This window comes from Gordonia sp. HS-NH1 (genome assembly GCF_001418765.1).
Taxonomy (GTDB): Bacteria; Actinomycetota; Actinomycetes; order Mycobacteriales; family Mycobacteriaceae; genus Gordonia.
This window is the reverse complement of the sequence record NZ_LIYC01000002.1, coordinates 168,439-188,170: the sequence shown is the minus strand read 5'-3', so window position 1 is coordinate 188,170 and position 19,732 is coordinate 168,439. Positions and strand designations below refer to the sequence as shown.

Genomic DNA, 19,732 nt, shown 5'->3' with positions numbered 1-19,732 from the left:
GGGCTTGTGAACGGACCGGCGGCGAGGTGCCGATGTCGCGCCATGCTCGGCCCATGGGCGAGTGCGCGATCCTGCTGTGGCTGTCGGTCATCGCCGTGACCGATGCCGACACCCACCGGATCCCGAATGTGCTCGTCTGGCCGGGCATCTGCGGTGCGATGGGCGCGTGCCTGGTTCATCCGGGGGCGGCGGTGGCCGCACTGACGGCGGCGACCCCGTACGCGTTCGCGTTCGGCATGCGATGGTGCGGCGGCGGAGACGTCAAGCTCGCCGCGGCCTGCGGCGCGCTCGCCCTGCGCTGGGATGCCGCGCTTCTCGTGGTGGCGCTCGCCTCGCTCGTCGCGGCGGGCACGGTGGTCACCGACCGGATGGGTCGGCGGGACCCCGCCGGTACGGGCGCGCATCCGCACGGACCGGCGCTCGTCGCCGCGACGATCGTCGTCGCCGGTCTGCTGTGACAGGAGCTACCCGTGGTTCGGCGGCGCCGCCGTCGGACGGGGCGCGGGAGCATGGAACAATCGTCCACTGTGTTGCGCTGGATAACTGCCGGAGAATCCCACGGGCCCGCCCTGGTCGCCATCGTCGAGGGCATGGTGGCCGGCGTCGAGGTCACCTCGTCCGACATCGGCGAGCAACTGGCTCGCCGCCGACTCGGCTACGGCCGCGGTGCTCGGATGAAGTTCGAGGCCGACAAGGTGACCGTGCTCGGCGGGGTCCGCCACGGCCAGACCATGGGCGGCCCGGTCGCCATCGAGATCGGCAACACCGAGTGGCCCAAGTGGGAGACGGTGATGGCAGCCGACCCCGTGGACGCCGCCGAACTCGAGGGCAGCGCCCGCAACGCACCGCTGACCCGTCCCCGGCCCGGCCACGCCGACTACTCGGGCATGCTCAAGTACGGCTTCGACGACGCCCGCCCGGTGCTCGAACGCGCCAGCGCTCGGGAGACCGCGGCACGCGTCGCGGCCGGCACCGTCGCCCGTAACTTCCTCCGTCAGGTGCTCGGCATCGACATCGTCTCCCACGTCATCTCGATCGGCGCGAGCGATCCGTATGTCGGTCCGCCACCGCGCATCTCCGACCTCGAGGCCATCGACGCCAGTCCGGTCCGCGCCTTCGACTCCGACGCCGAGAAGTCGATGATCGCCGAGATCGAGGCGGCGAAGAAGGACGGCGACACCCTCGGCGGCGTGGTCGAGATCGTCGCGACCGGAGTGCCGGTCGGCCTCGGTTCGCACGTGAGCGGTGAGACCCGCCTGGACGCCCGGCTGGCGGCCGCGGTGATGGGCATCCAGGCCATCAAGGGCGTCGAGGTCGGCGACGGCTTCACCACCGCCCGCCGCCGAGGCAGCGAGGCCCATGACGAGATGGTGCCCGGCGCCGACGGTGTGCTGCGCTCGACCAACCGTGCCGGCGGGCTCGAGGGCGGCATGACCAACGGCGAGGACCTCCGCGTACGCATCGCCATGAAGCCGATCTCGACGGTGCCGCGCGCACTGTCGACGATCGACATGTCGACGGGGGAGACGGCCAGCGCGATCCACCAGCGTTCCGACGTCTGCGCCGTGCCCGCGGCGGGTGTGGTCGCCGAGGCGATGGTCGCACTCGTCGTGGCCCAGGCCGCGCTGGAGAAGTTCGGCGGGGACTCGGTCACCGAGACCGCCGCGAATCTCGCCGCCTACCGGGCTGCCGTCGACGCGCGCCCGCCCCGGGCATGACCCAGCCCCCGGTACCGCCGACCCCGCCCCCGACCCCGACGCGTACGACGACGGGTCGTCGTCCGGCGGCCGTGCTGATCGGCTTCATGGGGGCCGGGAAGTCCACGGTCGGGCGCGTGCTCGCCGATCGGCTCGGCGTCGACTTCATCGACACCGATGTCGAGCTCGTCCGACGGACCGGGCGCAGCATCCCGGAGATCTTCGTGTCCGATGGCGTCGAGGCGTTCCGGACGATCGAGGAGAACGTCGTCACCGACGTCCTGGACAACCATGGTGGCGTGGTGTCGCTCGGCGGCGGAGCGGTCACCACCGCCGGCGTCCGGGAGGCCCTGACCGATCATCGCGTTGTATACCTTCGGGTCTCGCCCGAGCGCGGATACGAGCGCGTCTCCGGGACCGATCGCCCGCTCCTGGCGTCGGCGGACCCTGCCGCCCGGTACGCCGAACTGCTCGCCGAACGGACGGCCACCTACGAGGCGATGTGCACCTTCGACGTCGATGCCGACGCCGACCCCGACACCGTGGCCGATGCCGTCGTCGTCCGACTCGCCCGCGAACTGATGTGAGGAAGCCGAGAATGTCAGTGAACGCACAGCCGGGGAACGAACAGCCCGGGAACGACCAGGCCGGGAACGAACCCGCAGGGACCGAACCGGTGGCCATCCGCGTCAACGCCGGCGCGCCCTACGACGTGATCATCGGCCGGGGACTCCTCGGCGAGGTGGCCGCAGCTGCACAGGGTGCCGACCGCATCGCGATCCTGTATCAGCCGCCGCTGGCCAAGACAGCCGAGCAGGTTCGAGAGTTCTTGGCGGAGAAGGGGTTCGACGCCCATCGGATCGAGATCCCGGACGCCGAGGATGGCAAGGACCTCTCCGTCGCGTCCTTCTGCTGGGAGGTGTTCGGCCGGATCGGCCTCAAGCGCAACGACAAGGTGATCAGCCTCGGCGGCGGAGCCGCCACCGATCTCGCCGGGTTCGTCGCGGCCACCTGGATGCGTGGCGTCGGGGTCATCCACATCCCGACCACGCTGCTGGCGATGGTCGACGCCGCCGTCGGCGGCAAGACCGGCATCAACACCGAGGCGGGCAAGAACCTCGTCGGGTCGTTCCACGAGCCCGACGCCGTGCTGATCGACATCGGCACCCTGGAGACCGTCCCGCGGAACGAGATCGTCGCCGGGCTCGCGGAGGTCATCAAGACCGGCTTCATCGCCGATCCCACGATCCTCGACATCATCGAGGCCGATCCCGAGGCCGCCCTCGACCCGACGTCGGGGGTGCTGCCAGAGCTCATCCGCCGCTCGGTCCAGGTCAAGGCGGACGTGGTCTCGGCCGACCTCAAGGAGTCGTCGCTGCGCGAGATCCTCAACTACGGCCACACCCTGGGACATGCGATCGAGCGCCGTGAGCGCTACCGCTGGCGTCATGGCGCGGCGGTGTCGGTGGGGCTCGTGTTCGCCGCCGAGCTCTCCCGCCTGGCGGGGCGCCTCGACGACGCCACGGCGGATCGGCACAAGGCGATCCTTGATCTCGTGGGGCTCCCCACGACCTATGACCCGGATGCGTTCGCCGATCTCCTGCAGGGCATGGCGGGGGACAAGAAGAACCGCTCGGGTGTGTTGCGCTTCGTGGTCCTGGACGGGCTGGCCAAGCCCGGCCGACTCGAAGGGCCGGACCCCGGGCTGATCGCGGCCGCCTACTCCGCGGTGGCCGGCGGACCGGCGTCGAAGAGCACCTCGGTACTGCTCTAGGACCCGGTGCCGTCAGCCGGCGGTCACGACCGGTGCCGCCTCAGCGGATGCGCTGGGTCGGCGCGTCCGCGTCGGTGGGGGTGCCGTCCTCGTGGCGGGGTGAATCGTCCTCGTGGACCGACCAGTCGTCGTCGGCGGCGTTCTTGTTCTGGTCGCGCCGGACGAGGAACCGGCCGATCGCCGCGCCGACGAAGGCCGGGACGAAGACGAGCAGTGCGGTGAACGACGCACCGGCGATGAGTTCGACGAACAGGCTGGCCTGCCCGATGCCGGCGAGGACGACCGTGCCGAGGATCCAGGAGATCAGCCCGGCGAGGACACCCGCCAGGACGCCGGCCTGCAGCCAGCGCACGGTGAGGTCCTCGTAGTCGTCGGGATCCGGGTTCGCGCGGGCGTCGCGGATACCGTCGTAGCCACCCCACACCAGGGCGATGAGGACGACGGCGGCGATCGCGATGGTGCGCCAGACGGTCGAGTTCAGCGGCGCCTGGACCACTGCGAACCCGAGCAACACGCGGGCGAGGACGTGAACTGCGGTCATCGTCAGACCGCGCACCAACCACGAAGACATGCGCGTCATCTTACGCACGGGTCGCGTGACAGCGGACACACCTGGTCGAAGTGGTCGGGTTCGCGCGGTTCGGACGCCCGCCGTAGCGTGGCGGGGGTGCCGATCATCCATGACACCGGTGGCCGCCGCGACCGGTTGCGTACCGAGCTGCGATCCGCAGCCGACCCGGTCTCGTTCCTCGTCGTCTCCGACCTCGTCAACGTCCGCTATCTGACCGGTTTCACCGGCTCGAATGCCGCTGTGCTGATCGACGTCGACGATCCCGCGGGCGATCGGATCGCCACCGACGGCCGCTACCTCACCCAGGTCGCCGAACAGGTGCCCGACGTCGAACCGATCATCGAACGCGCGGTGGTCCGTGCGCTCGTCGACCACGCACGGACCGCCGGGGCGGGTCGCGTCGGCTTCGAGTCCGACACCGAGACGGTGGCCGGGCATCGGGCGCTGTCCACGGCCGTCGGGGACTCCGGGGTCGAGCTGGTCGGCATGTCCGGGATCGTGCAGAACCTGCGCGCGGTCAAGGACCCGGGGGAGATCGAACTGCTGCGGGCGGCGTGCGCGATCGACGACGCCGCCCTGGCGCAGATCGTCGCCGACGGCGTGCTGCGGGCCGGGACGACCGAACGTCAGGTCGCGCGTGCCCTCGAGTGGGAGATGTACCGGCTCGGGGCCGACGGCATCGCCTTCGAGACGATCGTGGCGGCCGGCGCGCACTCGGCGATCCCTCACCACCGGCCCACCCACACCGCCCTCGCCGACGGCGATCTCGTCAAGATCGACTTCGGTTCGGTCGTCGGCGGGTATCACTCGGACATGACGCGGACCTTCGTCCTGAGGCGCGCCGCGTCGTGGCAGCGAGACCTCTACGAGCTCGTCGCGACCGCGCAGACCGCGGGCCGGGCGGCGCTGACGCCCGGCGCCGACCTCCGGGCGGTCGACGCGGCGGCCCGGGACGTGATCGACGACGCCGGACACGGCGAGCACTACGTGCACGGTCTCGGCCACGGGGTGGGGTTGCAGATCCACGAAGCGCCGGGAATCGGCAAACTCGCGGCGGGTACACTGCCATGCGGTGCTGCGGTCACCGTGGAGCCCGGTGTCTATCTGCCCGGATGGGGCGGGGTCCGGATCGAGGACACTCTGGTGGTCACCGACGGCGACCCCGACCTGCTGACCGCCACCGACAAGACATTCACCGTCATCTGACTGCAAGGGAACGAATACCACATGGCATCCACCGCCGACTTCAAGAACGGCCTCGTGCTGCGCATGGACGACCAGCTCTGGCAGATCATGGAGTTCCAGCACGTCAAGCCGGGCAAGGGGCCTGCGTTCGTGCGTACCAAGATCAAGAACGTGCTGAGCGGCAAGACCGTCGACAAGACCTTCAACGCCGGCGTCAAGGTCGAGACCGCCACCGTCGACCGTCGTGACATGACCTTCCTCTACAACGACGGCACCGACTACGTGTTCATGGACTCGCAGGACTACGAGCAGTTCTCACTGCCGCCGGCCACTGTCGGCGACGGTGCGCGCTTCCTGCTGGAGAACATGACCGTGCAGGTGTCGTTGAACGAGGGCAACCCGCTGTTCGTCGAGCTCCCGGTCACCGTCGAGCTGATCGTCGCCCAGACCGATCCCGGACTCCAGGGCGACCGCTCGACCGGCGGCACCAAGCCGGCCACCCTCGAGACCGGCGCCGAGATCCAGGTGCCGCTGTTCATCAACACCGGTGACAAGCTCAAGGTCGACTCGCGCGACGGCAGCTATCTCGGCCGCGTCAACTCCTGACCTGTGAAACAACCCGGAACCCGACACAAGGCGCGGCGCCGCGCGGTGGACTTGCTCTTCGAGGCCGAGGCCAAGGAGGTCAGTCCCGCGCAGCTCGTCGCCGAACGCCGCGAGTACGTGCGATCCGACGAGAGCGTCGGCTCGATCCACGACTACACCGCGACCGTGATCCAGGGCCTCGCCGACGATCAGGCGCAGGTCGACGCGGTCATCTCCTCGTACCTGCGGGACTGGACCCTCGAACGACTCCCGGCGGTCGACCGCGCGATCATGCGCCTGGCGACCTGGGAGCTCTTCAACTCTCTCGACGTCGACACGATCGTGGTCGTCGACGAGGCGGTGGAGCTCGCCAAGGAACTGTCCACCGATGACTCGCCGGCCTTCGTCAACGGGGTGCTGGCCAAGATCGCCGAACTCGCTCCGCAGGTCCGCGCGGCCGCGTCCGCCGAGCCCGGTGGTGCCGCACCCGGACGGCCGGAGCCGAACTGATCCGCACCGGGTGTGGCGTAGGTCGCGGGAATTCGTCCGCGTCGCCGCCCGGTGTAGAGTGTCGCGAGACAGACATCCTTTAACGATCCGTCCCGAGAGGCGGAGAAGGAGGTCGGCTGTGGCCAGCCCCGCTCCCAGGGTGCTGCTCGATGCCGCTGACGTGTCGCGCACGATTGCCCGTGTCGCACACCAGGTCATCGAGAAGACTGCTCTGGACTCGCCCGACGCACCCCGCGTCGTTCTCATCGGAATCCCCACTCGCGGAACATCTCTCGCCACCCGGCTGGGTGGCAAGATCGGTGAGTTCGCGGGCGTCGACGTACCGGTGGGTTACCTCGACATCACGCTGTACCGCGACGATCTGCGCGGTAAGCCGCACCGTCCGCTCGAGCGGACGATGGTGCCGGCCGGCGGCGTCGACAACGCGATCGTGATCCTCGTCGACGACGTCCTCTACTCCGGGCGGACGGTGCGCGCGGCGCTCGACGCGCTGCGTGATCTCGGTCGTCCCGCGGCCGTTCAACTCGCGGTCCTCGTCGACCGCGGCCATCGCGAACTCCCGTTGCGCGCAGACTATGTCGGCAAGAACATCCCGACCGCCCGCGACGAGCAGGTCTCGGTGCACCTCGTCGAGCACGACGGCATCGACGAGGTCGTCCTCGGGTCGGCATCGAGTTCGGCTGCAGCAGAAAGTGATTCGTGATGCGGCACCTGCTGTCGACCCAAGACCTCAGCCGCGACGACGCCACCGCCCTCCTCGACGACGCCGAACGTTTCGAACAGGCCCTCACCGGGCGCGAGGTTCGTAAGCTGCCGACGCTGCGCGGGCGCACGGTGATGACCGTGTTCTACGAGAACTCCACCCGCACCAGGGTCTCCTTCGAGGTCGCGGGCAAGTGGATGAGCGCCGACGTCATCAACGTCAGTGCCTCGAGTTCCTCTGCGGGCAAAGGGGAATCGTTGCGCGACACGGCCAAGACCCTGCACGCGGCCGGCGCCGACGCGCTGATCGTCCGGCACCCGGCCTCGGGTGCGCCGGCCCAGATCGCCGACTGGACGACGACGCCGGACGGCGACGGCCCCGCGGTGATCAACGCCGGTGACGGGACACACGAGCATCCCACCCAGGCGCTGCTCGACGCGCTGACGCTCCGCCAGCGCCTCGGGTCGCTCGAGGGCAGGCGCATCGCGATCGTGGGCGACATCATCCATTCCCGTGTCGCGCGGTCGAACGCCCATCTGCTGTCGACGCTCGGCGCCGAGGTCGTCCTGGTGGCGCCCCCGACGCTGTTGCCGGTCGGCGTCGACGAGTGGCCGGTGAGCGTCTCGGGGAGCCTCGACGCCGAACTCCCCGCCGTCGACGCGGTGATGATGCTCCGGGTCCAGGCCGAACGCATGAACGGCGGGTTCTTCCCGAGTGCCCGCGAGTACTCGGTCCGATTCGGGCTGAACGACCGCCGCCTGGGACTGCTGCACGACGACGCGGTGGTCCTGCATCCCGGGCCGATGCTGCGCGGCATGGAGATCGGCTACTCGGTGGCCGATTCGCCCAAGGCCACCGTTCTCGAACAGGTCCGCAACGGTGTGCACGTCCGGATGGCGGTTCTCTTCCGCCTGCTCGTCGGTTCGGATTCCGCGGGAGCCCACCTATGACCCCCCTCGACACCATTGCAGGAGTTGGACAGTGAGCGCCTCCACCGGATCCGTACCGCAGACCGGGTCCGTCGTCATCAGTGCCGTCCGCCCGTATGGCGAGGGAGACCCGATCGATGTCCTCGTCGTCGACGGCGTCATCAGCGAGATGGGCTCGGCGGTCACCGCTCCCGAGGGCACCGAGACGATCGACGGCAGGGGTGGCGTGCTGCTGCCCGGTTTCGTCGACCTCCACACTCACCTGCGTGAACCGGGTCGTGAGGACACCGAGACGATCCGCTCGGGCTCGGCGGCCGCGGCGCTGGGCGGTTACACCGCGGTCTTCGCGATGGCCAACACCAGTCCGGTTGCCGACAACTCGACCGTCACCGACAACGTGTGGCGGTCCGGGCGCGAGGTCGGACTCGTCGACGTGTACCCGGTCGGCGCGGTCACCGTCGGTCTCGCCGGCAAGCAACTCGCCGAGATGGGCATGATGGCCGCCGGTGCCGCCGGCGTCCGGATGTTCAGCGACGACGGCAAGTGCGTCGACGACCCGCTCCTGATGCGTCGCGCGCTGGAGTACGCGACCGGTCTCGGCGTCCTCATCGCCCAGCACGCCGAGGAGCCGCGGCTGACCGTCGGTGCCGTCGCCAACGAGGGGCCGACGGCCTCACGCCTGGGCCTGGCGGGCTGGCCCCGCGCCGCCGAGGAGTCCATCGTCATCCGCGACGCCCTCCTCGCGCGCGACGCCGGCGCCCGGATCCACATCTGCCACGCCTCCACCGAGGGCACCGTCGAACTGTTGCGCTGGGCCAAGGACCAGGGGATCGCGATCACCGCCGAGGTGACGCCACACCACCTGTTGCTCGACGACTCGGTTCTCCACACCTACGACCCGGTGAACAAGGTCAATCCGCCGCTGCGCGAGGTCCGCGACAAGACGGCGTTGCGGCAGGCGCTGGCCGAGGGGATCGTCGACTGTGTGGCCACCGACCACGCCCCGCATGCCGCGCAGGAGAAGTGCTGCGAGTTCGCCCAGGCCAAGCCCGGGATGCTCGGCCTGCAGACCGCGCTGCCCATCATCGTCCAGACCCTCGTGAAGCCCGGCCTCCTCGACTGGCGCGGCGTCGCGCGCGTCATGAGCGAGCGGCCCGCGCAGATCGTCGAACTCACCGATCAGGGCCGTCCGATCGAGGTCGGCGAGCCGGCGAACCTGACCGTCGTCGATCCCGAGACGTCCTGGGTGGTGCACGGTCCCGACCTGGCGAGCCTGTCGGCCAACACCCCGTTCGAGGCCATGACCATGCCCGCCACGATCACCGCGACCGTGCTGCGCGGCGTCGTGACCGCCCGCGACGGTGAGGTGACCCGATGACCGCGATCTCCAGGCGTGGGGTGGTGCCGGCGATCCTCGCGGTGCTGGTGATCGCCTCGGTGATCGCCTCGGTGCTCGGATACGGCAAAATCGTGTTCAACGCGTGGTTCATCGGCGTCGTCGCCTTGCTCGCCATCGGCGTGGTCTCGGTGTTCTACCTGCTGGCCACCGGGAATCAGAAGAAGACCGCGGCGCAGGCGGACGCGATCGGTGCACTCCCGGTGATACCCGCGGACCCGGGCGCCGTGCTCAGAGGTCCAGACACCGGCCTCTACCTCGGCAGCACCATGGCGCCGAGCTGGCAGAACCGGGTGACCGTGGGTGACATCGGTGACCGCGCGTCGTCGGTGCTGACCGAATTCGAGACGGGCATCCTCATCGCACGTCAGGGCGCGAGCGACATCTGGATCCCGCGCGAGTCGATCACCGCGGTCCGGACGGAGCGCGGTATCGCCGGCAAGGTGATGACCGCCGACGGGGTCCTCGCCATCCGCTGGGTCCTGCCCAGCGGCACCGAGATCGACTCCGGGCTGCGCGCCGACGACAAAACGATCTACCCCGGCTGGGTGAACGCCTTCGCCGGGACGCATGACAGTGGACAAGGGGCACAGGAATGAACACAGCGGTCTTGGTGCTGGAGAACGGCCAGGTGTTCACCGGCCGGAGCTACGGCGCAGTCGGCGAGACCCTTGGCGAGGCGGTGTTCTGCACCGCGATGACCGGCTATCAGGAAACCCTGACCGATCCGAGCTACCACCGGCAGATCGTGGTGGCCACCGCGCCGCAGATCGGCAACACCGGCTGGAACACCGAGGACGGCGAGAGCACGGGCAGCGCCGGGAGCACCGGCGTCGACGGTGACTCGGGCAAGATCTGGGTGGCGGGGTACGCCGTGCGCAACCCCACCCGACGCGTCTCCAACTGGCGCGCGACGACCTCCCTCGAGGAGGAACTGGACCGCCAGGGCATCGTCGGGATCGGCGGCATCGACACCCGCACCGTGGTACGCATCCTCCGCGACCACGGGTCGATGAAGGCCGGGATCTTCTCCGGCCCGGCGCTCGCCGACACCGACGAACTCGTCTCCCGCGTGCGCAACCAGCCGGACATGAAGGGCGCCCGGCTGGCCGACGAGGTGACCACCGACAGCGGCTACGTCGTCGAACCCCTCGACCAGCACCGTTTCACGGTGGCCGCGATCGATCTGGGGATCAAGACCAACACACCGCGCATGTTCGCCGAACGCGGCGTCCGCACCCACGTGCTGCCGGCGACCGTCGCGCTCGACGCCATCGCCGACCTCAAGCCGGACGGGGTGTTCCTCTCCAACGGTCCCGGCGACCCGGCCACCGCCGACGACATCGTCGAACTCACCCGCGGGGTTCTCGGCCGGGACATCCCGCTGTTCGGCATCTGCTTCGGCAACCAGATCCTGGGCCGCGCACTCGGCCGCTCGACGTACAAGATGAAGTTCGGGCACCGGGGCATCAACATCCCGGTCGTCGACCACGCCACCGGCAAGGTGTCGATCACCTCGCAGAACCACGGCTTCGCGCTCGAGGGCGAGGCGGGGGAGGAGTTCGACTCCGACTTCGGCCGCGCGCGCGTCAGCCACGTCTGCGCCAACGACGGCACGGTGGAGGGCGTCGAGTTGCTCTCCGGCCGCGCCTACTCCGTGCAGTACCACCCGGAGGCGGCCGCCGGACCCCACGACGCCGCGTACCTGTTCGACAAGTTCGTCACCCTGCTCGAGGGCGACCGTGAGCAAGGAGCGAGTGCCTGATGCCGCGCCGCGAAGACATCAACCACGTCCTGGTCATCGGCTCCGGACCGATCGTCATCGGCCAGGCCTGCGAATTCGACTACTCCGGCACCCAGGCGTGTCGGGTGCTCAAGGCCGAGGGCCTGCGGGTCAGCCTGGTGAACTCCAACCCGGCCACGATCATGACCGATCCGGAGTTCGCCGACGCCACCTACATCGAGCCGATCACGGCCGAGTACGTGGAGAAGGTGATCGAGGCCGAGCGCGACGCGGGACATCCCATCGACGCCGTCCTCGCGACCCTCGGCGGTCAGACGGCGCTGAACACCGCGGTCGCCCTGCATGATCGCGGCTCGCTGGAGAAGTACGGCATCGAGCTGATCGGTGCCGACTTCGACGCCATCCAGCGCGGCGAGGACCGGCAGATGTTCAAGGACATCGTCGAGAAGGTCGGCGGCGAGAGCGCGCGGTCGCGCGTGTGCCACACGATGGACGAGGTCCGCGACACCGTCGCCGATCTCGGTTTCCCGGTCGTCGTGCGCCCGTCGTTCACCATGGGCGGCCTCGGCTCGGGTATGGCCTACGACGACAAGGACCTCGACCGGATCGCCGGTGGTGGCCTCGCCGCCTCGCCCACCGCGAACGTCCTCATAGAGGAATCGATCCTCGGGTGGAAGGAATACGAACTCGAGCTCATGCGCGACAACCGCGACAACGTGGTCGTCGTCTGCTCGATCGAGAACCTGGACCCGGTCGGCGTCCACACCGGCGACTCGGTGACGGTCGCCCCGGCGATGACGCTCACCGACCGCGAGTACCAGATCATGCGGGACCTCTCGATCGACATCCTCCGCGAGGTCGGCGTCGACACCGGCGGCTGCAACATCCAGTTCGCGCAGGACCCGCGCGACGGTCGCCTCGTCGTCATCGAGATGAACCCGCGGGTGTCGCGGTCGTCGGCACTGGCGTCGAAGGCCACCGGCTTCCCGATCGCCAAGATCGCCGCGAAACTCGCGATCGGCTACAGCCTCGACGAGATCGTCAACGACATCACCAAGGAGACTCCGGCCTGCTTCGAGCCCACCCTCGACTACGTCGTGGTCAAGGCGCCCCGGTTCGCGTTCGAGAAGTTCCCGGGCGCCGACGACACCCTCACCACGACGATGAAGTCGGTCGGCGAGGCGATGAGCCTCGGCCGGAGCTTCGCCGAGGCCCTGGGCAAGGTCATGCGGTCGCTGGAGACCAAGGCGGGCGGTTTCTGGGCCGAGCCCAACCGTCCCGACCCGGCGACCGTCGACCTGCCCGCGCTGCTCGAGGACGTCAAGACGCCCCGGGACGGGCGGCTGTACAAGCTGATGCTCGCCTTCGAGGCCGGCGCGACGATCGAGGACCTCTACGAGGCCACCGCGATCGATCCGTGGTTCCTCGCCGAGATCGGCGGGATCGCCGCGCTCGGTGCGGAGATCCGCGACGCCGACACACTGGACGAGGCGTTGCTGCGCGAAGCCAAGTCCACCGGCTTCTCCGACCGTCAGATCGCCGCTCTGCGAACGGATTTCGCCGATGAGGCGGCCATTCGCGCACGGCGGATCGAGCTGGGCGTGCGTCCCGTCTACAAGACCGTGGACACCTGCGCCGCCGAGTTCGAGGCGAAGACGCCGTATCACTACTCGAGCTACGAGCTCGATCCCGGGGCGACCAGCGAGATCGCCCCGCAGACCGACCGGCCCAAGGTGCTGATCCTCGGGTCGGGCCCCAACCGCATCGGGCAGGGCATCGAGTTCGACTACTCCTGTGTGCACGCCGCGCTCACGCTGTCGGACGCCGGATACGAGACCGTCATGGTCAACTGCAACCCGGAAACGGTGTCCACGGACTACGACACCGCCGATCGCCTCTACTTCGAGCCGCTGACCTTCGAGGACGTGCTCGAGGTCTACCACGCCGAATCGCAGTCGGGCACCGTCGAAGGTGTGATCGTGCAGCTCGGCGGCCAGACCCCCCTCGGCCTCGCGCACCGTCTCGAGGAGGCCGGCGTGCCGATCGTCGGCACCAGCCCGGCCGCCATCGACCTCGCCGAGGACCGTGGTGAGTTCGGAAGGGTGCTGACCGCGGCCGGTCTACCGGCTCCGGCGTTCGGCACCGCGACGAGCTTCGACGAGGCCCGGGATACCGCCGCCCGGATCGGCTACCCGGTGCTCGTCCGGCCGTCGTATGTCCTCGGTGGTCGCGGCATGGAGATCGTCTACGACGAGAAGTCGCTGGAGGACTACATCTCTCGCGCGACCGAGCTGACCCCGGACCACCCGGTGCTGGTCGACCGGTTCCTCGAGGACGCGATCGAGATCGACGTCGACGCCCTGTGCGACGGTGACGAGGTCTACATCGGCGGCGTGATGGAGCACATCGAGGAGGCCGGTATCCACTCCGGTGACTCGGCGTGTGCGCTGCCGCCGGTGACCCTCGGACGCGCGGACCTCGAGATGGTGCGGACCTCGACCGAGGCCCTGGCCAAGGGGATCGGCGTGAAGGGACTCCTCAACGTCCAGTACGCGCTCAAGGACGACGTCCTGTACGTGCTCGAGGCCAACCCCCGCGCGAGCCGGACGGTCCCGTTCGTCTCCAAGGCGACCGCCGTGCCGCTGGCCAAGGCGTGCGCGCGCGTCATGCTCGGTGCGTCCATCGCCGACCTGCGGGAGCAGGGCATCCTGCCCGCAACCGGCGACGGCGGAGAGGCCCCGGCGACGGCCCCGATCTCGGTGAAGGAGGCGGTCCTCCCGTTCAACCGGTTCCGGCGTCACGACGGCAGCGGGGTCGACAACCTGCTGAGCCCGGAGATGAAGTCGACCGGTGAGGTCATGGGCATCGACGCGGACTTCGGGCGCGCGTTCGCCAAGTCGCAGACCGCCGCCTACGGATCGCTGCCCACCAGCGGCAAGATCTTCGTGTCGGTGGCCAACAAGGACAAGCGGGCGCTGATCTTCCCGGTCAAACACCTCGCCGACCTGGGATTCGAGATCCTGGCCACCGAGGGCACCGCGGACGTGCTGCGCCGCAACGGGATCAAGTGCGAGACGGTGCGCAAGCACTTCGAGGCCGCCGAGGGGCAGCGCACCATCGTCGACATCATCCGTGCCGGCGAGGTGACCATGGTCATCAACACCCCGTACGGAAACTCGGGCCCGCGTGTCGACGGCTACGAGATCCGCAGCGCCGCGGTGTCGGTGAACATCCCGTGTATCACCACGGTGCAGGGTGCCTCGGCCGCCGTGCAGGGCATCGAGGCCGCGATGACCGGTGACATCGGCGTGCGTTCGCTGCAGAATCGCCACGCCGACCTGGCCGGGCGGTCGTGACGGACACGTCCGGTATCGGCGACTTAGGTTCGGGCGGCCCCGGTTTCGGGGGCCGTTACGCCCGTGCGGTCGCCGAACGCGGGCGTCTGTGCGCGGGGATCGATCCACACGCGGCGCTGCTCGACGAGTGGGGTCTGTCGGTGGACGTCGACGGGCTGTCGGCGTTCGCCGATCTCTGCGTCGAGGCGCTGGCCCCGGTGGCGGCCGTCGTCAAGCCCCAGGTGGCGTTCTTCGAGCCGTTCGGGGCGGCTGGTTTCGCCGTCCTCGAACGCGTCGTCGCCGCCTGCCGAGAGGCCGGGGCGCTCGTCATCGCCGACGCCAAACGCGGGGACATCGGATCGACGATGGCCGCGTACGCGCAGGCCTGGCTGTCCGAGTCGTCGCCGCTGTGTGCCGATTCGGTGACCGCCTCTCCCTATCTTGGGTACGAAGCCCTGCGCCCGGCCCTCGATCTCGCACGCCAGGGGGAGCGGGGGGTCTTCGTGCTGGCGCGGACGTCGAATCCTGAGGGCGCCGACATCCAGCGGGCCCGGGCGGGCGAACGGACGGTCGCGCAGTCGATCGTCGACGCCGCCGCGGCCGAGAACGCCGACGGCACGGCCACGGTCGGTCTGGTCGTCGGGGCCACGCGTGAGCACGGTCTGGATCTCGCGGACCTCCGGGGCCCGATCCTGGCCCCCGGCCTGGGCGCGCAGGGGGCCACTCCCGCGGACCTGCCGGTCGTGTTCGACGGGGCCGACCCCGCATGGCTGCTGCCCGCCAGCTCCCGTGGTGTGCTCCGCGCCGGGCCGGACGCGACCGCGCTGCGGGACGCGTTCGTCCGCACCCGCGACGAGGTCGAGGCCGCACTGGGCTGACGGTCCGGTCGAGGATCGGTCGGCCTGCGACACGCGCGGAGCGTCGCCGATTTCGCACGGATTCCGTCACACCTCTGGCGTCACACGCGTATCACCTGGTGCATGTTCACAATGCAGGTCTTTCGTCGTGCTATCGACCCAGCCCTCTCCAGCCGACCTGCTGACCTGCGAGAACACCGGAAAACGCGTAGTCAGGACGACGACGGGAACAGTGAATCGGTGCTGTGCTCCCGTGAACGCACCGACTGCCCTACAACATGAGAAAACGCCGCGAAAACGGGGGGTCGCACTCGCAAATGCCTGCTCACGTCGGTACGGTCGCATTCGCCGCCAACATTTGATGGCGTCGGCCGGGTGCAGACCCGGCTGACAGGCCGGCGATGGCGATCCAGCCGCGGTCGCACGGCAACAGCGCCTCGGACGCCCCAGGGCGAACGATGCAGTCCCACTCGAGAACGAAAGACGGAGGAACCCCGTGGCCCTTCCCCAGTTGACCGATGAGCAGCGCGCCGCTGCGTTGGAGAAGGCAGCTGCCGCTCGTCGTGTCCGCGCGGAGCTCAAGGAGCGCCTCAAGCGCGGTGGCACCGATCTCCAGCAGGTGCTCAAAGATGCCGAGAACGACGAGATCCTGGGCAAGATGAAGGTCTCGGCCCTGCTCGAGGCCCTGCCCAAGGTCGGCAAGGTCAAGGCACAGGAGATCATGACCGAGCTCGAGATCGCCCCGACCCGCCGCCTGCGCGGTCTCGGCGACCGTCAGCGCAAGGCTCTGCTCGAGAAGTTCAGCTCCTGAGCGTGAGCAACCGAACCGAATACGGCAGCGAGACGAACCCGTGGACCGGACGGTGAACAACCGCCCGAACCACGAGGGAACCGGACGCACGAGGGGTCGACTGATCGTTTTGGTCGGCCCCTCGGCCGTCGGCAAGTCCACCGTGGTCGCGAAGGTCTGCGCCGCGGTGCCCGACGTCTACTTCAGCGTGTCGGCGACGACGCGCGACCCGCGGCCCGGCGAAGTCGACGGCCGCGACTACCACTTCGTCTCGGCCGGCGAGTTCGACCGGATGATCGCCGCCGACGAGCTCCTGGAGTGGGCCGAGATCCACGGCGGGCTGCAGCGCTCGGGCACCCCGATCGCGCCGGTCCTGGCCGCACTGGAAGCCGGTAAGCCGGTTCTGGTCGAGGTCGACCTGGTCGGCGCGCGCAATGTGGTGGCCCGACTCCCCGAGGCGGTCACCGTCTTCCTCGCACCACCCAGCTGGGACGAACTCGTGTCCCGCCTGACCGGCCGGGCCACCGAGACGCCCGAGGCGATCGAGCGCCGACTCGCCACCGCTCGGACCGAGATGGCCGCCCAGGACGAGTTCGATCACGTCATCGTGAACAGCGAAGTCGACCGGGCCGCCGATCAGTTGGTATCCTTGCTGGTCGGACCCGAACAGCCGGCCGCATCCGCGACCTGACCGGCCTTTTCCGACACCCAGACCTCGACGCAGGAGTTCGTGTGAGCACCCCGACCAATTTCGACATCTCCGAGATCAGCGACGCACCGGCGTACGACACGCCGCTGGGCATCACGAATCCGCCGATCGACGATCTGCTCGACCGCGCGTCGTCGAAGTACGCGCTCGTCATCTACGCGGCCAAGCGCGCGCGCCAGATCAACGACTACTACAACCAGCTCGGCGACGGGATCCTCGAGTACGTCGGCCCGCTGGTCGAGCCCGGCCTCCAGGAGAAGCCGCTGTCGATCGCGATGCGCGAGATCCACTCCGACCTTCTCGAGCACACCGAGGGCGAATAGTCTCCGGCGCCGTTGATGAGCACTGCGATCGGAACCCGACGCCGCGTCCTGATCGGCGTCGGCGGCGGGATCGCGGCCTACAAGGTCTGTTCGGTCATCCGGCACTTCACCGAGGCCGGCCACGACGTCCGCGTCGTGCCCACCCCGGCCGCGCTGGAGTTCGTCGGTAAGGCGACCTTCGAGGCGCTGAGCGGCAATCCCGTCTCCACGACCGTGTTCGACGATGTCGACGAGGTCGCCCACGTCCGTCTCGGGCAGGGCGCCGACCTCGTGGTCATCGCCCCCGCCACCGCCGACCTCATGGCCCGCGCCGCCCAGGGTCGCGCCGACGATCTGCTGACCGCGTCGCTGCTGACCGTGCGATGTCCGGTGCTGTTCGTCCCGGCGATGCACACGGAGATGTGGGAGCACCCCGCGACGCAGGCCAATGTGGCGACGCTCCGGGCCCACGGCTCGGTGGTGATGACCCCCGCGTCGGGACGCCTGACAGGAACGGATTCCGGTCGCGGCCGTCTTCCTGACCCTCAGGAGATCGCTCTTCTGGGTGAGCTGCTCCTCGACCGCGTCGACGCCCTGCCGTACGACCTCGACGGTGTCCGCGTGCTCATCAGTGCCGGCGGTACCCGGGAGCCGCTCGACCCGGTCCGCTATCTCGGCAATCACAGTTCGGGCAAGCAGGGTTTCGCGCTGGCCCGGGCCGCGGCGCAGCGCGGGGCGAGTGTCACCGTGGTCGCGGGATCGACGTCCGGCGCGGGTGACCCGGCCGGTGTCTCCATCGTGCGGATCTCGACCGCCGAACAACTCGCCGACGAGATGACCAAGCGCGCGGCAGACGCCGACGTCGTGATCATGGCTGCCGCGGTCGCGGACTTCCGCCCGGTCGCCGTCGCCGAGTCCAAGATCAAGAAGGGCGACGAGGGCCCTGCGCCGATCCGGCTGACGACCAACCCCGACATCCTGCGCGGCCTCGTCACCGCCCGCGACGATGGCCGGATCCCGCGCGACACCGTGATCGTCGGTTTCGCCGCCGAGACCGGCGACGAGTCCGGCGGCGTCCTCGACCACGGTCGCGCGAAGCTCGCCCGCAAGGGCTGTGACCTGCTCGTCGTCAACGCCGTCGGCGATGGCAAGGCCTTCGGAACCGAGGACAACACCGGCTGGTTGCTCGCCGCCAACGGCGACGAGACCGCACTGCCCTTCGGGTCGAAAACACTCATGTCGAGTCGGATACTTGACGAAGTGCGCCAACTGGTGCCTGATGGTCGAGGAGCTCGACCGACCGATTAGGTTGGATGTATTCCCCCGGCCAGTCGCACCTGGCCGACACTGCCAGCGGCGCGGCGACCATCGACGCGCGTAGATCTCGAGAGGATCTGATGACCACCTCGTCACGCCTGTTCACGAGCGAATCCGTTACCGAGGGACACCCCGACAAGATCTGTGACGCGATCAGCGACTCGATTCTCGACGCCATCCTCACCGACGATCCGAAGGCGCGTGTCGCGGTCGAGACCCTCGTGACCACGGGACAGGTGCACGTCGCCGGCGAGGTCACCACCACCGCCTACGCCGACATCCCGAAGATCGTGCGCGACAAGGTCCTGGAGATCGGTTACGACTCGTCGACCAAGGGTTTCGACGGCGCGTCGTGCGGCGTGAACGTCGCCATCGGCGCGCAGTCCCCGGACATCGCGGGCGGCGTCTTCAACTCGCACGAGAGCCGCAGCGGCATCTCCGAGGATGAGATCGACAGCCAGGGTGCCGGTGACCAGGGCCTGATGTTCGGCTACGCCACCGACGAGACCCCCGAACTCATGCCGGTGCCGATCGCCCTGGCGCATCGCCTGTCGCGCCGCCTGACCGAGGTCCGCAAGAACGGCACCCTGCCGTACCTGCGCCCCGACGGCAAGACCCAGGTCACCATCGAATACGACGGTGACACCCCGGTCCGCCTCGACACCGTCGTGCTCTCCACCCAGCACGCCGCCGACATCGACCTCGACAACCTCCTGGCCCCGGACATCAAGAAGCACGTCGTCGACGCGGTGCTCGCCGAGATCGACCTGCCCAGCCTCGACACCACCGACTACCGCCTGCTGGTCAACCCGACGGGCAAGTTCGTCCTCGGCGGCCCGATGGGTGACGCGGGTCTGACCGGCCGCAAGATCATCGTCGACACCTACGGTGGCATGGCCCGTCACGGCGGCGGCGCGTTCTCCGGCAAGGATCCGTCGAAGGTCGACCGCAGCGCGGCCTATGCGATGCGCTGGGTCGCCAAGAATGCGGTGGCCGCAGGCCTGGCCAGCCGCATCGAGGTGCAGGTCGCCTACGCGATCGGCAAAGCCGCCCCGGTCGGCCTGTTCGTCGAGACCTTCGGCACGGAGAAGGTCGACCCCGCGGTCATCGAGCGCGTCATCGCGGAGAATTTCGACCTGCGTCCGCTCGCGATCATCCGCGACCTGGACCTGCTGCGCCCGATCTACGCACCCACCGCGGCGTACGGCCACTTCGGCCGCACCGACGTCGACCTGCCGTGGGAGCGGACCGACCGCGCGGAGAAGCTGCGGGCCGCCGCGGGTCTGTAGACCCTCTGCGGAAGTACTCTCACTGACACCCAAAGGAGC

The 19,732-nt window shown here is 69.3% G+C and carries 20 protein-coding genes; 19 read left to right on the top strand and 1 reads right to left on the bottom strand.

The genetic code is table 11. From position 1 onward, the window contains the following. The first annotated feature begins 53 nt into the window (after nucleotides 1-53). From AMD30_RS02680 to aroB, 4 genes are read left to right on the top strand one after another with little or no spacing between them, the layout of a single operon-like run. Nucleotides 54-458 (top strand): prepilin peptidase, encoded by a 405-nt coding sequence (locus tag AMD30_RS02680; protein ID WP_055474640.1) that lies wholly within the window; start codon nucleotides 54-56, stop codon nucleotides 456-458. A 51-nt stretch (nucleotides 459-509) separates the two neighbouring features. Next, complete coding sequence (gene aroC / locus AMD30_RS02675; RefSeq protein ID WP_055474639.1) at nucleotides 510-1,718, top strand: chorismate synthase; 1,209 nt, start codon at nucleotides 510-512, stop codon at nucleotides 1,716-1,718. Beyond that, nucleotides 1,715-2,284 (top strand): shikimate kinase, encoded by a 570-nt coding sequence (locus AMD30_RS02670; protein ID WP_014926636.1) that lies wholly within the window; start codon nucleotides 1,715-1,717, stop codon nucleotides 2,282-2,284. The genes aroC and AMD30_RS02670 overlap by 4 nt, the downstream gene beginning before the upstream one ends. Before the next feature lie 11 nt (nucleotides 2,285-2,295). Then, nucleotides 2,296-3,471, top strand: coding sequence for a 3-dehydroquinate synthase (gene aroB, locus AMD30_RS02665; protein WP_231632629.1), 1,176 nt, complete (start codon nucleotides 2,296-2,298; stop codon nucleotides 3,469-3,471). A gap of 40 nt (nucleotides 3,472-3,511) precedes the next feature. Here the strand turns inward: aroB and AMD30_RS02660 are convergent, their stop codons facing one another. Further along, a complete protein-coding gene (locus AMD30_RS02660; RefSeq protein ID WP_010840966.1) occupies nucleotides 3,512-4,042 on the bottom strand; it encodes a B-4DMT family transporter in 531 nt (176 codons plus the stop codon). Nucleotides 4,043-4,138: 96 nt separating this feature from the next. Here AMD30_RS02660 and AMD30_RS02655 point away from each other — a divergent pair, with 96 nt between their 5' ends. The 15 genes from AMD30_RS02655 (at nucleotide 4,139) to metK (ending at nucleotide 19,693) form a co-directional block, all read left to right on the top strand. Then, on the top strand, nucleotides 4,139-5,248 hold the full coding sequence (locus AMD30_RS02655; protein WP_055474718.1) for a M24 family metallopeptidase: 1,110 nt from the start codon (nucleotides 4,139-4,141) through the stop codon (nucleotides 5,246-5,248). Nucleotides 5,249-5,269: 21 nt separating this feature from the next. Then, nucleotides 5,270-5,833 (top strand): elongation factor P, encoded by a 564-nt coding sequence (gene efp / locus AMD30_RS02650; RefSeq protein ID WP_010840968.1) that lies wholly within the window; start codon nucleotides 5,270-5,272, stop codon nucleotides 5,831-5,833. A gap of 3 nt (nucleotides 5,834-5,836) precedes the next feature. Beyond that, nucleotides 5,837-6,322 carry a transcription antitermination factor NusB gene (gene nusB / locus AMD30_RS02645; RefSeq protein ID WP_055474638.1) on the top strand — a complete coding sequence of 162 codons (486 nt, stop codon included), beginning with the start codon at nucleotides 5,837-5,839 and terminating at the stop codon, nucleotides 6,320-6,322. A 118-nt stretch (nucleotides 6,323-6,440) separates the two neighbouring features. Beyond that, on the top strand, nucleotides 6,441-7,025 hold the full coding sequence (gene pyrR, locus AMD30_RS02640) for a bifunctional pyr operon transcriptional regulator/uracil phosphoribosyltransferase PyrR (RefSeq protein ID WP_010840970.1): 585 nt from the start codon (nucleotides 6,441-6,443) through the stop codon (nucleotides 7,023-7,025). Next, nucleotides 7,025-7,975 (top strand): aspartate carbamoyltransferase catalytic subunit, encoded by a 951-nt coding sequence (locus AMD30_RS02635; protein WP_010840971.1) that lies wholly within the window; start codon nucleotides 7,025-7,027, stop codon nucleotides 7,973-7,975. The genes pyrR and AMD30_RS02635 overlap by 1 nt, the downstream gene beginning before the upstream one ends. Before the next feature lie 31 nt (nucleotides 7,976-8,006). After that, a complete protein-coding gene (locus AMD30_RS02630; protein ID WP_055474637.1) occupies nucleotides 8,007-9,332 on the top strand; it encodes a dihydroorotase in 1,326 nt (441 codons plus the stop codon). Then, nucleotides 9,329-9,949 (top strand): PH-like domain-containing protein, encoded by a 621-nt coding sequence (locus tag AMD30_RS02625; RefSeq protein WP_055474636.1) that lies wholly within the window; start codon nucleotides 9,329-9,331, stop codon nucleotides 9,947-9,949. The genes AMD30_RS02630 and AMD30_RS02625 overlap by 4 nt, the downstream gene beginning before the upstream one ends. After that, complete coding sequence (gene carA, locus AMD30_RS02620) at nucleotides 9,946-11,115, top strand: glutamine-hydrolyzing carbamoyl-phosphate synthase small subunit (protein ID WP_010840974.1); 1,170 nt, start codon at nucleotides 9,946-9,948, stop codon at nucleotides 11,113-11,115. Before AMD30_RS02625 ends, carA begins: the two co-directional genes overlap by 4 nt. After that, complete coding sequence (carB, locus tag AMD30_RS02615; protein ID WP_055474635.1) at nucleotides 11,115-14,450, top strand: carbamoyl-phosphate synthase large subunit; 3,336 nt, start codon at nucleotides 11,115-11,117, stop codon at nucleotides 14,448-14,450. The genes carA and carB overlap by 1 nt, the downstream gene beginning before the upstream one ends. Continuing rightward, entirely contained in the window at nucleotides 14,447-15,307 is an 861-nt protein-coding gene (gene pyrF, locus AMD30_RS02610) for an orotidine-5'-phosphate decarboxylase (RefSeq protein WP_010840976.1), read from the top strand. Before carB ends, pyrF begins: the two co-directional genes overlap by 4 nt. A 475-nt stretch (nucleotides 15,308-15,782) precedes the next feature. Beyond that, nucleotides 15,783-16,097: an integration host factor, actinobacterial type gene (gene mihF, locus AMD30_RS02605; RefSeq protein ID WP_004021989.1), complete on the top strand. Its 315-nt coding sequence runs from the start codon at nucleotides 15,783-15,785 to the stop codon at nucleotides 16,095-16,097. A 40-nt stretch (nucleotides 16,098-16,137) separates the two neighbouring features. Then, on the top strand, nucleotides 16,138-16,767 hold the full coding sequence (gene gmk / locus AMD30_RS02600; RefSeq protein ID WP_014926645.1) for a guanylate kinase: 630 nt from the start codon (nucleotides 16,138-16,140) through the stop codon (nucleotides 16,765-16,767). A 41-nt stretch (nucleotides 16,768-16,808) separates the two neighbouring features. Continuing rightward, a complete protein-coding gene (rpoZ, locus tag AMD30_RS02595; RefSeq protein WP_010840978.1) occupies nucleotides 16,809-17,108 on the top strand; it encodes a DNA-directed RNA polymerase subunit omega in 300 nt (99 codons plus the stop codon). 15 nt (nucleotides 17,109-17,123) lie between these two features. Then, nucleotides 17,124-18,395, top strand: coding sequence for a bifunctional phosphopantothenoylcysteine decarboxylase/phosphopantothenate--cysteine ligase CoaBC (gene coaBC / locus AMD30_RS02590; RefSeq protein ID WP_055474634.1), 1,272 nt, complete (start codon nucleotides 17,124-17,126; stop codon nucleotides 18,393-18,395). A gap of 89 nt (nucleotides 18,396-18,484) precedes the next feature. Then, nucleotides 18,485-19,693: a methionine adenosyltransferase gene (gene metK / locus AMD30_RS02585; protein ID WP_044507891.1), complete on the top strand. Its 1,209-nt coding sequence runs from the start codon at nucleotides 18,485-18,487 to the stop codon at nucleotides 19,691-19,693. Nucleotides 19,694-19,732: the final 39 nt, after the last annotated feature.